The organism is Rhodococcus sp. IEGM 1366, from assembly GCF_033142425.1.
GTDB lineage: Bacteria > Actinomycetota > Actinomycetes > Mycobacteriales > Mycobacteriaceae > Rhodococcus_F > Rhodococcus_F globerula.
Map to the genome: position 1 here is coordinate 370,481 of NZ_JAWLRZ010000004.1, position 14,952 is coordinate 385,432.

Consider the following 14,952-nt stretch of genomic DNA (forward strand, 5'->3'; position numbering starts at 1 on the left):
TCTACGATGTGGGACGCCGCGTGCCTGCACACACGGAATTCGCGGTAGTTTTTCCCCATGTTCTCCAAAGTGCTCGTCGCCAACCGCGGCGAAATTGCGATCCGCGCCTTCCGCGCCGCCTACGAACTAGGTGCTGGAACTGTCGCGGTGTTCCCGTACGAGGATCGGAACTCGATCCACCGCCTGAAGTCTGACGAGAGTTATCAGATCGGGGAGAAGGGGCACCCGGTTCGGGCGTACCTGTCGGTGGAGGAGATCGTGGCCGCGGCCCAAAATGCCGGCGCTGACGCGATCTATCCCGGTTACGGGTTCCTGTCCGAGAATCCGGATCTGTCGGCTGCGTGTGCGGAGGCGGGCATCAAGTTCGTCGGCCCGTCCGCGGAGATCCTCGAGCTGACCGGTAACAAGGCGCGGGCGATTGCCGCAGCGAAGGCTGCGGGTCTGCCGGTGCTGGCGTCGTCGGAGCCGTCGTCGGATATCGACGAGTTGCTCGCGGCAGCCGAGGACATGACGTTCCCGATCTTCGTGAAAGCCGTCGCCGGTGGTGGTGGCCGCGGTATGCGCCGCGTAGCCGAGCGATCACTGCTCAAGGAATCCATCGAAGCCGCGGCGCGTGAAGCGGAATCCGCCTTCGGTGATCCGACGGTGTTCCTCGAGCAGGCTGTCATCGATCCCCGCCACATCGAAGTCCAGATCCTCGCCGACGAGCACGGCAATGTTATTCACCTGTTCGAGCGCGACTGCTCGTTGCAGCGTCGCCACCAGAAGGTGATCGAACTCGCCCCGGCCCCGAATCTGTCGGAGGAGTTGCGGGCCAAGATCTGCGCCGATGCCGTGGCTTTCGCGAAGCAGATCGGTTACACGTGCGCCGGCACGGTGGAGTTCCTTCTCGACACCCGTGGCAATCACGTCTTCATCGAGATGAATCCGCGAATCCAGGTGGAGCACACGGTCACCGAAGAGGTCACCGATGTCGACCTCGTTCAGTCGCAGCTCCTGATCGCGTCCGGTTCCACCCTCGACGACTTGGGTCTGACGCAGGACTCGATCAAGCTGCGCGGCGCGGCGCTGCAGTGCCGCATCACCACCGAGGACCCCGCCAACGGGTTCCGCCCCGACACGGGCCGGATCACCGCCTACCGCACGCCGGGTGGTGCCGGTATCCGCCTCGACGGCGGCGCAACTCTCGGTGCCGAGGTCGGCGCGTACTTCGACTCGATGCTGGTCAAGCTCACCTGCCGTGGACGCGACCTCGAGGCTGCCGTGGCGCGTGCGCGTCGCGCGGTCACGGAGTTCCGTATCCGCGGCGTCTCGACGAACATCCCGTTCCTGCAAGCAGTTCTCGACGATCCGGACTTCAAGGCCGGGCGGGTCACGACCTCGTTCATCGAGGAACGTCCCCATCTGTTGACGCAGCGCTCCTCGGCGGACCGCGGTACCAAGATCCTCACGTACCTCGCCGACGTCACGGTCAACAAGCCGCACGGCGAACGTCCTTCCGCGGTGTACCCGCAGGACAAGCTGCCCAAGATCGATCTCTCGACTCCGCCGCCGGCCGGTAGCCGCCAGCGGTTGCTCGAACTCGGTCCGGAAGGATTCGCGAAGGCGCTGCGTGAGCAGAAGGCTGTTGCGGTCACCGACACCACGTTCCGTGACGCACACCAGTCGCTGTTGGCGACCCGCGTCCGCACCAGCGGTCTGCTCGACGTCGCCGGTCACGTTGCCCGGTTGACGCCGGAGCTGCTCTCCATCGAAGCGTGGGGCGGCGCGACATACGATGTGGGACTTCGCTTCCTGCACGAGGACCCGTGGTACCGGCTCGCCGCACTGCGCGAGGCGATCCCGAACATCAACCTGCAGATGCTGCTGCGTGGCCGAAACACGGTGGGCTACACGCCGTATCCGGAAAAAGTCACCCGCGCCTTCGTGCAGGAAGCCACCGACACCGGTATCGACATTTTCCGAATCTTCGACGCGCTCAACAATGTCGACCAGATGCGGCCGGCCATCGACGCGGTCCGCGAGACCGGTACGGCCCTCGCCGAGGTTGCGCTGAGCTACACCGGCGACCTGTCGGATCCGAACGAAACGCTCTACACCCTCGACTACTACCTGAAGCTGGCCGAGGAAATCGTCAATGCCGGCGCACACGTCCTGGCGATCAAGGACATGGCCGGACTGCTCCGCGCCCCGGCCGCGACCAAGCTCGTGACCGCGTTGCGCTCCAACTTCGATCTGCCGGTGCACGTTCACACGCACGACACCCCCGGTGGACAGTTGGCAACGTACTTCGCCGCCTGGCAGGCGGGCGCCGACGCCGTCGACGGTGCTTCGGCGGCTCTGGCCGGCACCACCAGCCAGCCCGCGCTGTCGGCCATCGTGGCTGCTGCTGCGCACTCGGAGTTCGACACCGGACTGAATCTGCAGAACGTGTGCGACCTCGAGCCGTACTGGGAGGCACTGCGAAAGGTGTACGCGCCGTTCGAGTCCGGGCTTCCGTCTCCGACCGGGCGCGTCTACACGCACGAGATCCCCGGCGGCCAACTCTCGAACCTGCGCACTCAGGCTGTGGCACTGGGCCTCGGTGACCGCTTCGAAGAAGTCGAAGCCAAGTACGCCGACGCCGACCGCATGCTCGGGCATCTGGTGAAGGTGACACCGTCGTCGAAGGTTGTCGGCGACCTCGCCCTGCACCTCGTCGGTGCCGGTGTTCCGTCGGAGGAATTTGCCGCCGACCCGGCCAAGTTCGACATCCCCGACTCGGTTGTCGGCTTCCTGCGCGGTGAACTGGGCACCCCGCCCGGCGGCTGGCCGGAACCGTTCCGCAGCAAGGCACTCGAGGGCCGCGGCCCCGCGAAGCCGGAGACGCCGCTCTCCGCTGCAGACGAGGCGCTGCTCGAAGGCTCGTCGAAGGACCGTCAGGGCGCGCTGAACCGTCTGCTGTTCCCCGGCCCGACCAAGGAATTCCTCGAGCACCGCGACAAGTACGGAGACACCTCGCGGCTCTCGGCGAACCAGTTCTTCTACGGCCTGCGCCGCGGCGAAGAACATCGCGTCGAACTCACACCGGGTGTGCAGTTGATCATCGGACTCGAAGCGATCTCCGAACCCGACGAGCGCGGCTACCGCACCGTGATGTGCATTCTCAACGGCCAGCTGCGTCCGGTCTCCATCCGGGACCGGTCCATCGCCAGCGATGTGCCCGTGGCGGAGAAGGCCGACAAGAACAACCCAGGTCACGTGGCCGCACCGTTCGCGGGCGTCGTGACGCTCGCGGTGAAGGAAGGCCAGAAGATCGAGGCCGGTGACACCGTCGCCACCATCGAAGCAATGAAGATGGAAGCGGCGATCACCTCACCGCGCGGCGGCATCGTCTCCCGCATCGCGATCAGCGCAGTCCAGCAAGTCGAAGGCGGCGACCTCCTCGTTGTCGTCTCCACCGGGGAGAGCGCCGCAGAGTGACACGCATTATCTCGGGACTCGCAGGCGGTCGCCGCCTGCGAGTCCCGCCGAGCGGAACCCGGCCCACCTCGGACCGGGTCCGCGAGGCGCTTTTCAGTGCGCTCGAAGCGCGTATCGACCTCGACGGCTGTGCTGTCCTCGACCTGTTTGCCGGTTCCGGAGCCCTTGGCCTCGAAGCACTCTCCCGCGGTGCGGAGCACGTGATGCTCGTCGAGTCCGACGCAAAGGCAGCAGCAGTGATCAAGGACAACATCGGTGTTGTCGGGCTGCCTGGCGCGGTCCTACGGGCAGCGCCGGTCGCTGCCGTCGTCTCCGGTCCGAGTGCTCGTGAATACGACATCGTCATCGCAGACCCGCCGTACGCGGTGACCGACGACGCGGTGGTGTCCATCCTCCAACACCTTCAGACAAACAAGTGGGTGGGGGAGGGCACGATCGTCGTTCTCGAGCGGTCGTCCCGATCACCGGAGACCGTCTGGCCGCACGGGTTCGAACCCGTCAAGGCGAAGAAGTACGGCGAGGCCAGGATCGAACTCGCAACCTGCTACGGTCTGGACTCATGACTGGCGCCGTTTGCCCCGGATCCTTCGACCCTGTGACCAATGGTCACCTCGACGTAATCGGAAGAGTTGCTGCGCAATTCGACGAGGTCGTGGTCACCGTGATGATCAACAAGAACAAGCGCGGAATGTTCACCGTCGACGAGCGTATCGAGATGCTCGAAGACGCGACGAGCCACCTGCCCAACGTTCGAGTGACGTCATGGCACGGGCTTCTGGTCGACTACGCGAAGCAAGAGGGCATCACCGCGATCGTCAAGGGTCTGCGCGGCGCCAACGACTTCGACTACGAACTGCAGATGGCGCAGATGAACAAGAAGCTCAGCGGTGTCGACACGTTGTTCGTCGCAACCAACCCCACCTACAGCTACCTGTCCAGCTCACTGGTCAAGGAAGTTGCCACCTTCGGTGGTGATGTCGCTGACATGTTGCCCGCAAAAGTGCATGCCCGATTGCTCGACCGCATCGCTGAACGGGCAGCCGAAAACAGCTGATACCCGACACACCGCCCCCAGACGCACCTGGTGGGCCGATCTTCCGGCAAACTTGTCGACAAGGAACGGGCGCAGATCCAGGTGGATCGGTGACGATGTGGGCCGATAGTTGGCCGGTGAAGATTGGGGTTGCTTGTGTACCGGGTATTCGAGGCGCTTGACGAACTGGTCGCGATTGTCGAAGAGGCACGAGGCGTTCCGATGACTGCCGGGTGCGTCGTCCCACGCGGCGACGTGCTCGAACTGCTCGACGACGTCCGTGACGCTATTCCGAGTGAGCTGGACGACGCCCAGGACGTCCTCGACCATCGTGACAAGTTGGTCTCGGACGCGCGTTCCACGGCGGACAAAACCGTCAGCAGTGCCAACGCGGAAGCAACGTCGACGGTCGAGAATGCCCGCGACGACGCCGATCGCATCCTGTCCGACGCCAAGGCTCAGGCGGACCGCATGGTCGCCGAGGCCAGCGCTCACGCCGATCAGTTGGTCGCCGATGCCGAGGCTGAAGCCGAGCGCACGGTCACGGACGGTCGACGCGAGTACGACGCCGTCACTGCTCGCGCGCGCGACGAGTCCGATCGCATGATCGAAGCAGGCAAGGCGTCGTACGACCGCTCGGTTTCCGACGGAGCCGAGGAGCAGGCACGTCTGGTTTCCCAGACCGAGGTCGTCCAGACCGCGCGCGCCGAGTCGGCTCGGGTGATCGACGCCGCGCACGCGGAATCTGATCGAATGCGCTCGGAGTGCGATCTGTACGTCGACACCAAACTTGCCGAGTTCGAGGAGTTCCTCAACGGGACTGTTCGATCCGTCGGGCGCGGTCGTCAGCAATTGCGGACGGGTTCGGGTGTGCCCGACTACCTCGACGACGATCGCCGCCAGGAGCGTCGCCGATAGGGTCCTTCACCGGATTGGGCCTGCTGTGCACTGTCGGGTATTGTGGGGTGGTTGCCCATCCAGTTTCAACAGTTAGGTGAGTTCTCTTTGTCAACGCATCGTCGTCATTCATCGCATCAGTCAACTGATGCGGGATTCTTGCTGGACACCGTCAAGTTAGGTCGGCGTCCAGGGTCGATGCGCACTGTCGAGAGAACGATCCAGTCGCCGAATCGCATCGGTCTCGATCTCATCGCGATCGAAGCAGGTTCGGACATAGATCTCGATCTTCGTATGGAAGCGGTATCCGAGGGCGTTCTCGTCACCGGTACCGTGCACGCACCCACTACGGGTGAGTGCTCGCGGTGTCTCGAGCCGTTCACGAGCGTTGTGGACGTCTATCTCACGGAGTTGTTCGCTTACCCGGACAGCGTCACCGAGGAGACAACCGAAGAGGGCGAGGTCTACCAGGTCGAAGACGAAGAAATCGATCTGGAACCGGTCATCGTCGATGCAGTCGGACTGGCGCTTCCGCTCCAGCCTTTGTGCAGTGACGATTGCCTGGGATTGTGCTCAGAATGTGGCATTCGCCTGGCGATTGCGGAATCTGGGCATGGGCATGACATACTTGATCCTCGCTGGGCTGGTCTCGCGGCCAAATTTGGCGTGGAATCAAACACCAGTGAAAATCTTGTGATCACCGAAGCCGAGGAGAAGTAGAAGTGGCTGTCCCCAAGCGCAAAATGTCGCGATCCAACACGCGGTCGCGTCGTAGCCAGTGGAAGACCACTGTGCCCACCCTCGTTACCTGCCCCAACCGTGGCTGTGGCGAGCAGACCTTGCCCCACATCGCGTGCCCGTCCTGCGGTACGTACAAGGGCCGCCAGGTAACCGCTGCTGTCTAGTTCTCCACGGAGAAAGACTATGACGAGCGACAATACAGTTTCAGCCGTTGGCGGCGAGGGCAATCACGACACGCTCCTCGCCGCTATCGGCGTCGATATAGAGCCTGGCCTCTTGACGCTGGCTCTCACCCACCGCTCGTATGCATACGAGAACGGTGGACTGCCGACAAACGAGCGCCTCGAGTTCCTCGGGGATTCCGTTCTCGGTCTCACTGTTACCGAAAATCTTTACCTGTCACACCCGGCCAAGTCCGAAGGTGACCTCGCCAAGATTCGTGCGAGCGTAGTCAACATGCACGCTCTGGCCGAGGTTGCGCGGACTTTGGGTGAAGGTGGACTCGGAGCGCATCTGCTTCTGGGCAAGGGCGAGGAAATGACGGGTGGCCGTGACAAGCCGTCCATCCTCGCCGACGGTATGGAATCCATTCTTGGCGCCATCCACTTGCAGCACGGAATCGATACCGCGCGCCGTGTGGTCCTCGACCTGTTCGACGATCTTCTGACCCGTGCTCCGCTTCTGGGTGCCGGTTTGGACTGGAAGACGAGTCTGCAGGAGTTGACCGCAGAACACAGTGCCGGTGTTCCCGTGTACGAGATCACGGCTACCGGCCCCGATCACGACAAGGAATTCACCGCCACTGTGCTTATCAGCGGCAATCCCTTGGGTGTCGGTGTCGGTCGGTCCAAGAAGGAAGCCGAGCAGAAGGCAGCAAGTACGGCATGGAAAGCGATGTCGGAGAAGGCTTCCGAGGGCGCTGCTGTAGCCGATGCTCCTGTCGATCTTGCCGGCTGAGTTCTTCTCTTGCCTGAACTTCCCGAAGTCGAAGTCGTTCGCCGCGGCCTACAGTCTCACGCTGTAGGTGCGGCGATCGAGGCTGTCGAAGTTCTCCATCCCCGCGCTATTCGCCGCCACGTTCTCGGGTCCGACGACCTGATCGGGCAGTTGACCGGACAGACCATCGCCTCGGCCGAGCGCCGCGGCAAATACCTGTGGCTGGTTCTGGAACCTGCCGGTGTCGGTGTAGTGGTTCACCTCGGGATGAGCGGTCAGATGCTCGTTCAGCCGCCCACTGTGGACTGGGAAAAGCACCTTCGTATCCGACTGGCTCTCGATTCCGGAGCCGATCTTCGGTTTGTCGATCAGCGCACCTTCGGTGGCTGGTCGATTTCGCCGTTGGTCGAGGTGGACGGGACGCTGTTGCCGGAGTCGGTCGCACACATCGCACGTGACCCGATGGACGAGGCTTTCGATCTCGAATCGGTGGTGAGCGTTCTGCGCGGCAAGCACACCGAAATCAAACGTGCACTGCTCGATCAAACCGTGGTCTCCGGTATCGGCAACATTTATGCCGACGAATCATTGTGGCGGGCAAAGGTTCACGGCAACAGAATCGCCGAGACCCTGACAAAGCCCAAGCTGCGTGAGCTCGTGACGGCGGCCCGCAGTGTCATGGGTGAGGCGCTCGAGCAGGGCGGCACGTCCTTCGACGCGTTGTACGTCAACGTGAACGGCGAATCCGGCTACTTCGATCGCTCACTCTCGGCGTACGGGCAGGAAAATTTGCCGTGCCCGCGGTGTGGTGCGCCCATTCGGCGTGAGAAGTTCATGAATCGATCGTCGTTCAGTTGCCCGCGCTGCCAACCGGCACCCAGGTCGCGTCGAAACGTAGCGTAGGTCGTCGCACTCGCCACTGCAGAAGGGTGGCAAGATTGCGGCATGGCTGAACAGATCGCTGACAACGCACCGGCACACACCGAACTCTGGGTCGAACGTACCGGCACCCGCCTCTACACCGGTAAGAGTTCGCGGGGCGCCGAAGTCCTCATCGGATCGGAATCGGTACCTGGTGTTTTCACACCGGGTGAACTTCTCAAGATCGCTTTGGCAGCCTGCTCGGGAATGAGTTCGGACTTCCCGATTTCGCGCCGTCTCGGTGACAACTACGACGCGACCATTCGAGTGTCGGGAACCGCGGATCGTGAGAACGAGGTGTACCCGCAACTGGACGAGGTTCTCGAACTCGACCTCAGTGAACTCGACGCCGACGCCCAACAGCGGTTGATCACGCTGATCGAACGATCCGTCGACAAGGTCTGCACTGTGGGGCGCACCCTCAAAGCCGGCACCAAGGTCACGTTGACCATCGACACGGACGCCTGATGCTGCGCGCCGGCAGTGTTGTCGCTGCGCTGGTACTGGGTTGTGCTGTAGCAGTGTCCACTCCGGCGGCAGCGGAGTCCACTGGGGCCGGCGACGGTTGTGGTGAGTGGAGGTCGACGCTCGTGACCTCCGGTGCGGGAATGCTCGAAAACCTGGAATTCGACGGGGCCGGGTCGTTGGTGTTGTCGCAGTCGGCTCCCGTCGGTCCGGGATCGCTGCTGACTGTTGCGCCGGACGGAAGCCGAAAGACTCTGGTGAGCAACGTGAACGGGCCTGGTGGGCTGGTTGCCCAAGACGGCGCCGTGTACTTCACCACCGGAAACACTGCAGTCTCAGGACTGTTCGGGCTCGCGGACGGCACTCTGGGCAGAGTGAACGTCGCGGACGGGTCGGTGACGACGATTGCCGACGGGTTGGTGATGCCCAATGGCCTTGTGCCGCTGGACGGCAATCGGTTCCTGACGACGCGTACATTGACACAACCCGGACTGACCGTGATCGGCAGTGACGGTTCGGCGTCGGTCGTGCGCGAGGATCTCGGAACCGTCGACGGGTTGGCTCGATCGGGGCAGAATATTTTTGTGACAACAACATTCGACCTCACCACCGCAATTCACATTCTGAACGCCGACGATCTGGGTGGAACTGTGCGGACTATTGCGTTGCCAGGGTTCGGTCCCGCGAACATGGCCGACGATTTGACTGTCGGACCGGACGGAGCGCTGTACGTGGCGTTCAACGCCGGTGGCAAGGTTGTGCGTGTTGATCCGGAGTGGGGCACCTCGTGTGAGATTGCTTCCGGTTTGCCGTTGACCTCGGCGGTGAAGTTCGGCGCCGGACCGGGGTGGGATCCGAATGCGCTGTACACCACCAGTTTCCTGGGTGACGTGCACCGACTCGATCGGGTCGGCGGTGTGTCATGAGTGAGCCGGTGCGGTTGACGGCGTGGGTACACGGCTTTGTCCAAGGAGTCGGGTTCCGGTGGTGGACCCGGGCGCGCGCGTTGGAATTGGGATTGGTGGGGTACGCGTCGAATCAGCGCGACGGCCGAGTACTCGTTGTCGCGGAGGGTGATCGGGAGTCGCTCGAAAGGTTGCTGGAGTTGTTGCGCTCGGGCACCACGCCGGGAACTGTCGACCTGGTTGTCGACAGTTGGGACGCCGCGCGGGGAGACCTGTCCGGGTTCGTCGAACGCTGACCGCGATGACGGTAAAGTTCTCCGCATGCATCTCAAGAGTCTGACGCTCAAAGGCTTCAAGTCTTTTGCGTCGGCAACGACTCTGCGATTCGAACCCGGCATCACCTGCGTGGTCGGCCCTAACGGTTCCGGAAAATCGAATGTCGTCGACGCGCTGTCCTGGGTCATGGGAGAGCAAGGCGCCAAGGCATTGCGCGGCGGAAAAATGGAAGACGTCATCTTTGCCGGAACCTCCGGGCGGGCACCGCTCGGCCGCGCCGAAGTGACCTTGACCATCGACAATTCCGACGGCGCTCTTCCGATCGACTACACCGAGGTGTCGATCACGCGGCGAATGTTCCGCGACGGCGCAGGGGAGTACGAGATCAACGGCTCGTCGTGCCGGTTGATGGACGTCCAGGAACTACTCAGCGACTCCGGAATCGGCCGTGAAATGCACGTCATCGTCGGCCAGGGCAGGCTCGCCGCGATCCTGGAATCGCGGCCGGAGGATCGCCGCGCATTCATCGAGGAAGCGGCCGGCGTGCTGAAACACCGGCGCCGCAAGGAAAAAGCGGTACGCAAGCTCGATTCCATGCAGGCCAATCTCGCCCGGTTGAGCGATCTCACTGCGGAATTGCGACGCCAACTCAAGCCACTCGGTCGTCAGGCCGAGGTTGCCAGGCGCGCCCAGACTGTGCAGGCAGATCTGCGTGATGCCAAGATGCGTTTGGCCGCAGATGATCTCGTGACCCGGCGCAATGCCCTGCAGGATCAAGCGCAGGACGAGAAGGTTGCGCGCGAGCAACACAATCAGGTGGCCGCCGCGCTCGACGAGGCCAACCTCGAACTCGGGCGCCAGGAGCAAGCACTGGCCCGCCTGACGCCCGGCGCAGAAGCCGCGGCGCAGACGTGGTTCCAGTTGTCGGCGCTGGCGGAACGAGTCAACGCCACGGTGCGTATCGCACGTGAGCGTGCGCGTCACCTCGACACCGAACCGGTGGGCGTGCGTGGCCAGGATCCCGACGAGATGGAGGCGCGGGCCGAGCGAATGGCGGCTGAGGAAGCCGAGTTGATCGAAGGCGTCGAGATTGCTCGTGCTGCGGCCGAGGCGGCGCGCGAACAATTGGCAGCCACGGAAGACGCTGCGGCAGAAGCGGAACGGGCACACATGGCCGAGGTACGCGCTGTGGCCGATCGCCGCGAGGGGCTCGCTCGACTGTCCGGGCAGGTAGACACCCTACGAACGCGCGTCGAATCCGCGGACGCCGAAGTTGCGCGGCTCACCGAATCGATCGACGAGTCCCGACGCCGCGGGAATGACGCAGAAGCCGAGTTCGAGACGGTGCAGGAAAGTATCGGTGACCTCGATGCCGGCGAGGTCGGTCTCGACACCAATCACGAGCACGCCGTCGAAGCGCTCACGATCGTCGATGCGCGGGTTGCCGAGTTGCGCGCCGAAGAGAAGTCGAGCGGACAGCGCATCGCGTCGCTGAGCGCTCGTATCGAAGCGCTCTCGATCGGGTTGGCCCGCAAGGACGGCGCGGGGTGGCTTCTGGAGCGCCACGACGGCGTCACCGGCGCGCTGGCCGACATGATTCGGGTGACGCCGGGCTACGAGAGTGCAATTGCCGCTGCGATGGGGCCGGCCGCGGATGCTGTTGTCGCGCAGTCGAGTGACGCCGCACGATCTGCGGTATCGGCATTGGCCGAACACGACGGTGGGCAGGCGGCGTTGATTGTCCACGGGCCGAACGACTTGTCCGCTCCGGTCGACCTCGGTCCTGGCATTCGCCGGGCCGTCGACGTCATCGAGTGCGCGGACGAACTGCGAGCGGGACTCGACGCTCTCCTGGGCGACGTGGTTTTGGTCGACACCCTCGACGAGGCGATACGAGTTGTGGCTGAACACAGCATGATTCGGGCCGTCGACCGCTCCGGGAACCTGCACGGCCGGGGGTGGTTCGTCGGCGGTTCCGATCGACGCCCGAGCACGCTGGAAACCCAAGCGTCCATCGACGCATCCGCAGCCGAGTTGGTGCAAACACAATTGCGGGCCGAAGAGTTGGATGCAGCTTTGGCCGGCGCCCTGTCTGAACAGGCAATCCGGCAGGAAACCGCAGAACAGACTCTTGCCGCACTCAACGAATCCGATGCGGCGATCTCCGCGATCTACGAACAGTTGGGCCGACTCGGTCAGGCGGTGCGCGTCGCGCACGAAGAATCGGAGCGACTGACGTTGCACCGCAGTCGCGCCGAAGCCCGTCGAGTCGAATCTCTCACTGCGCTGACCGAACTGGAGGAACGCCTGCGCCACGCGGAGGACAACGGCGGGCTCGAAGCCGGGGAACCGGAATCAACCGCCACCGACCGGGAAATGGCGGCGGCAGCGCTCGCGGAAGTACGCATCGTCGAAATGGATGCGCGACTGACCGTACGCACTGCCGAGGAACGCGCCGAATCCGTTCGCGGAAAAGCTGATTCGCTGCGCCGCGCGGCAGCCGCCGAACGCGAGGCGAGAGTGCGGGCAGAACACGCGTTGCGGGCACGGGCACACGCGGCCGCCGTGGCTGCGGCAGTCGCAGAATCCGGTCTGCGAGTGGTGAGCGAACTCGAGACCGTCTTGGCGGCAGCGGTTGCTCATCGCGACGACCTGGCGCGCGCCCGTACCGAATGCGTCGCCAAGCTCGACCAGGTTCGAGAGATCGTCAAGGCGCTGAACGGGCAGCTCGCATCGCTGACCGATGCCGTTCACCGCGACGAAGTTGCCAAGGCACAGGCAGCAATGCGCATCGAGCAATTGGAAGAGTCCATTCTCGAGCAGTACGGAATCGGACTCGACGATCTGATCGCGGAGTACGGCCCCGACGTCGAATTGCCACCGACGGCTCTCGAGTTGGCGGAGTACGAAGAAGCCAAGGCGCGCGGCGAGCAGGTCACCGCTCCGGCGCCCGCTCCGTACGACCGCGCCACGCAGGAGCGTCGGGCCAAGCGGGCCGAGAAAGACCTCGCAACTCTGGGCAAGGTCAATCCGCTGGCGCTCGAAGAATTTGCCGCACTCGAAGAGCGGTACACCTTTCTCTCCACTCAACTCGAAGACGTCAAAACAGCGCGCAAGGATCTCCTCGCGGTGGTCGCCGACGTCGACGCCCGGATCTTGCAGGTGTTCACCGAGGCCTACACCGACGTCGCCCGTGAGTTCGTAGGGGTCTTCGAGACACTGTTCCCCGGCGGCGAAGGCCGACTTGTCCTGACCGACCCGTCGGACATGCTCACCACCGGCATCGAGGTCGAAGCGCGACCACCGGGAAAGAAGGTCAAACGGCTCTCCTTGCTCTCGGGTGGAGAGAAATCCTTGACAGCGGTGGCCATGCTCGTCGCGATCTTCCGCGCCCGGCCGTCACCGTTCTACGTCATGGACGAAGTGGAAGCCGCTCTCGACGACACCAACCTGCGACGCCTCATCGGGCTCTTCGAACAGCTGCGGGAAAAATCGCAGTTGATCGTGATCACGCACCAGAAACCCACCATGGAAATCGCGGATGCTCTCTACGGAGTGAGCATGCGCGGCGACGGCATCACGACTGTCATTTCCCAGCGATTGCGAGGGCAAGACCTCGCCGTTCGGTAAGCCTTGGTCACTTTCTGTTGCCGGGCCTGAAACAATGAGCCGGTGACTACCCAGGCTTGGATCATCATCGCGGCTGTCGCGGCCGTAGTACTTATTGCTCTTGTGGCGGGTTTCCTGCGCTACCGCAGCCGCCAGGTGTCGTTGAAGGCGCCAGAGACGAAGCCGGAGCTCGGTGCACCGGAGAAGGACAAGTCGGGCGGCTACAAAGCCGGCGGCGGGTTCAACTTCAGTGAGGGATCAACGGCAACGGCGCCACCGCCGGCGCCGGCCCCGCCGGCAAAGCCGCCAGTTCCAGAGAAGCCAGTTCCGGAGAAGCCGGTTGAGCCGGAACCGGCGCCGCCCGCTGTTGTAGAGCCGGTTGTCGAGGAGCCGGTCGTTGAGGCGCCCGTGGTCGAAGAGCCGGTGGTTGAAAAGCCGGTTGTCGAAGCGCCCGTCGTCGAGGAACCGGTCGTTGAAAAGCCGGTCGTTGAAGCGCCGGTCGTTGAAGCGCCGGTCGTTGAAGCGCCGGTTGTCGAAGAGCCGGTCGTCGAGGCCCCGGTGGTCGAGGCCCCTGTCGTCGAGACGGCTCCTGTTGCTCCGGTCGAGCCCGCCCCTCGGGTTCTCGACGAGATCGAACCGACCGAAGGTCGACTTGATCGCCTGCGTGGTCGACTGTCTCGTTCACAGTCGGCAGTCGGCAAGAGCTTGCTCGGTCTGCTCGGTGGTGGCGACCTGGACGAGGATTCGTGGGAAGAGGTCGAAGACACCCTGTTGATCGCGGACCTCGGGTCTGCGACGACGGAAAAGATTGTTGCCGCGTTGCGGGCGCAGATGGCAGCCCGCAGTGTTCGGACTGAGGCCGAGGCTCGCGCTTTGCTGCGTGAGGTACTCGTCGCGGAGCTTCGTCCGGAACTGGATCGCTCGATCCGGGCGCTTCCGCACGACAACCATCCGGCGGTTCTGCTTGTCGTCGGTGTGAACGGAACCGGCAAGACCACCACGACGGGCAAGCTGGCCCGCGTATTGGTCGCTGACGGGCGACGGGTACTTCTTGGTGCCGCTGACACGTTCCGTGCTGCTGCGGCCGATCAGCTGCAGACGTGGGCCGAGCGCGTCGGCGCTGAGGTTGTTCGCGGAAAGGAAGGCGGCGATCCCGCTGCTATTTCCTTCGACGCCGTTACTCGTGGCATCGAGGAGGGCGTCGACGTCGTTCTGATCGACACCGCCGGCCGCTTGCACACCAAGACCGGTTTGATGGACGAGCTCGGCAAGGTCAAGCGAGTGATCGAGAAGAAGGCGTCGGTCGACGACGTTCTTCTGGTTCTCGACGCCACCGTGGGGCAGAACGGTCTCGCTCAGGCCCGCGTGTTTGCCGAAGTTGTCGATATCACCGGTGTTGTTCTGACCAAGTTGGACGGTACGGCGAAGGGCGGAATCGTCTTCCAGGTTCAGCATGAACTCGGGGTTCCGGTGAAGCTTGTCGGCCTCGGTGAGGGCGCTGACGACCTGGCTCCGTTCGAACCGGGAGCGTTTGTCGACGCACTGTTGGGCTAGCGCCCCCGTGCGCCTTTTCGGTAGTGCCCACTACCGAAAAGGCGCACAGGGATTCGAAGAATCCCAGTATGAAACTTACTTGCAACAAAGTTGGGTAATTGGTTCACGTCCGCGAAACGTAAGCGCGCCACGGACGAAACACCAGCCCAGCAG

13 protein-coding genes are annotated in these 14,952 nt (G+C 63.6%); all 13 read left to right on the top strand.

The features are described 5' to 3' along the window. Window positions 1-57 precede the first annotated feature (57 nt). Entirely contained in the window at window positions 58-3,462 is a 3,405-nt protein-coding gene (locus tag R4P64_RS14475) for a pyruvate carboxylase (protein WP_045067179.1), read from the top strand. Next, window positions 3,459-4,025, top strand: a complete 567-nt coding sequence (gene rsmD / locus R4P64_RS14480) for a 16S rRNA (guanine(966)-N(2))-methyltransferase RsmD (protein WP_033236567.1) — start codon at window positions 3,459-3,461, stop codon at window positions 4,023-4,025. Before R4P64_RS14475 ends, rsmD begins: the two co-directional genes overlap by 4 nt. Beyond that, on the top strand, window positions 4,022-4,516 hold the full coding sequence (gene coaD, locus R4P64_RS14485; RefSeq protein ID WP_033236566.1) for a pantetheine-phosphate adenylyltransferase: 495 nt from the start codon (window positions 4,022-4,024) through the stop codon (window positions 4,514-4,516). Before rsmD ends, coaD begins: the two co-directional genes overlap by 4 nt. A 135-nt stretch (window positions 4,517-4,651) precedes the next feature. Then, a complete protein-coding gene (locus tag R4P64_RS14490; RefSeq protein WP_033236565.1) occupies window positions 4,652-5,413 on the top strand; it encodes a DivIVA domain-containing protein in 762 nt (253 codons plus the stop codon). A 138-nt stretch (window positions 5,414-5,551) separates the two neighbouring features. Then, entirely contained in the window at window positions 5,552-6,112 is a 561-nt protein-coding gene (locus R4P64_RS14495; protein WP_033236564.1) for a YceD family protein, read from the top strand. Between the two features lie 2 nt (window positions 6,113-6,114). Continuing rightward, window positions 6,115-6,297: a 50S ribosomal protein L32 gene (gene rpmF, locus R4P64_RS14500; RefSeq protein WP_007729318.1), complete on the top strand. Its 183-nt coding sequence runs from the start codon at window positions 6,115-6,117 to the stop codon at window positions 6,295-6,297. A 19-nt stretch (window positions 6,298-6,316) separates the two neighbouring features. Then, window positions 6,317-7,090: a ribonuclease III gene (gene rnc, locus R4P64_RS14505; protein WP_033236563.1), complete on the top strand. Its 774-nt coding sequence runs from the start codon at window positions 6,317-6,319 to the stop codon at window positions 7,088-7,090. Window positions 7,091-7,099: 9 nt separating this feature from the next. Next, the gene (gene mutM, locus R4P64_RS14510) at window positions 7,100-7,972 is read left to right on the top strand and encodes a bifunctional DNA-formamidopyrimidine glycosylase/DNA-(apurinic or apyrimidinic site) lyase (RefSeq protein ID WP_033236562.1); all 873 of its coding nucleotides are present in this window, start codon (window positions 7,100-7,102) and stop codon (window positions 7,970-7,972) included. Window positions 7,973-8,014: 42 nt separating this feature from the next. Beyond that, on the top strand, window positions 8,015-8,458 hold the full coding sequence (locus R4P64_RS14515; RefSeq protein WP_033236561.1) for an OsmC family protein: 444 nt from the start codon (window positions 8,015-8,017) through the stop codon (window positions 8,456-8,458). Beyond that, on the top strand, window positions 8,458-9,381 hold the full coding sequence (locus R4P64_RS14520) for a hypothetical protein (protein ID WP_317821359.1): 924 nt from the start codon (window positions 8,458-8,460) through the stop codon (window positions 9,379-9,381). Before R4P64_RS14515 ends, R4P64_RS14520 begins: the two co-directional genes overlap by 1 nt. After that, entirely contained in the window at window positions 9,378-9,656 is a 279-nt protein-coding gene (locus R4P64_RS14525) for an acylphosphatase (protein ID WP_045067185.1), read from the top strand. Before R4P64_RS14520 ends, R4P64_RS14525 begins: the two co-directional genes overlap by 4 nt. Before the next feature lie 25 nt (window positions 9,657-9,681). Continuing rightward, window positions 9,682-13,266, top strand: coding sequence for a chromosome segregation protein SMC (gene smc, locus R4P64_RS14530; RefSeq protein ID WP_317821361.1), 3,585 nt, complete (start codon window positions 9,682-9,684; stop codon window positions 13,264-13,266). 42 nt (window positions 13,267-13,308) lie between these two features. Then, the gene (ftsY, locus tag R4P64_RS14535; protein WP_317821363.1) at window positions 13,309-14,799 is read left to right on the top strand and encodes a signal recognition particle-docking protein FtsY; all 1,491 of its coding nucleotides are present in this window, start codon (window positions 13,309-13,311) and stop codon (window positions 14,797-14,799) included. Window positions 14,800-14,952: the final 153 nt, after the last annotated feature.

Excerpts from the sequence above, each read along its gene's own strand:
- R4P64_RS14475 (WP_045067179.1), top strand. The coding sequence starts at position 58 with ATGTTCTCCAAAGTGCTCGTCGCCAACCGCGGCGAAATTGCGATCCGC.
- coaD (WP_033236566.1), top strand. The coding sequence starts at position 4,022 with ATGACTGGCGCCGTTTGCCCCGGATCCTTCGACCCTGTGACCAATGGT.
- rnc (WP_033236563.1), top strand. The coding sequence starts at position 6,317 with ATGACGAGCGACAATACAGTTTCAGCCGTTGGCGGCGAGGGCAATCAC.
- R4P64_RS14515 (WP_033236561.1), top strand. The coding sequence starts at position 8,015 with ATGGCTGAACAGATCGCTGACAACGCACCGGCACACACCGAACTCTGG.
- R4P64_RS14520 (WP_317821359.1), top strand. The coding sequence starts at position 8,458 with ATGCTGCGCGCCGGCAGTGTTGTCGCTGCGCTGGTACTGGGTTGTGCT.
- R4P64_RS14525 (WP_045067185.1), top strand. The coding sequence starts at position 9,378 with ATGAGTGAGCCGGTGCGGTTGACGGCGTGGGTACACGGCTTTGTCCAA.
- smc (WP_317821361.1), top strand. The coding sequence starts at position 9,682 with ATGCATCTCAAGAGTCTGACGCTCAAAGGCTTCAAGTCTTTTGCGTCG.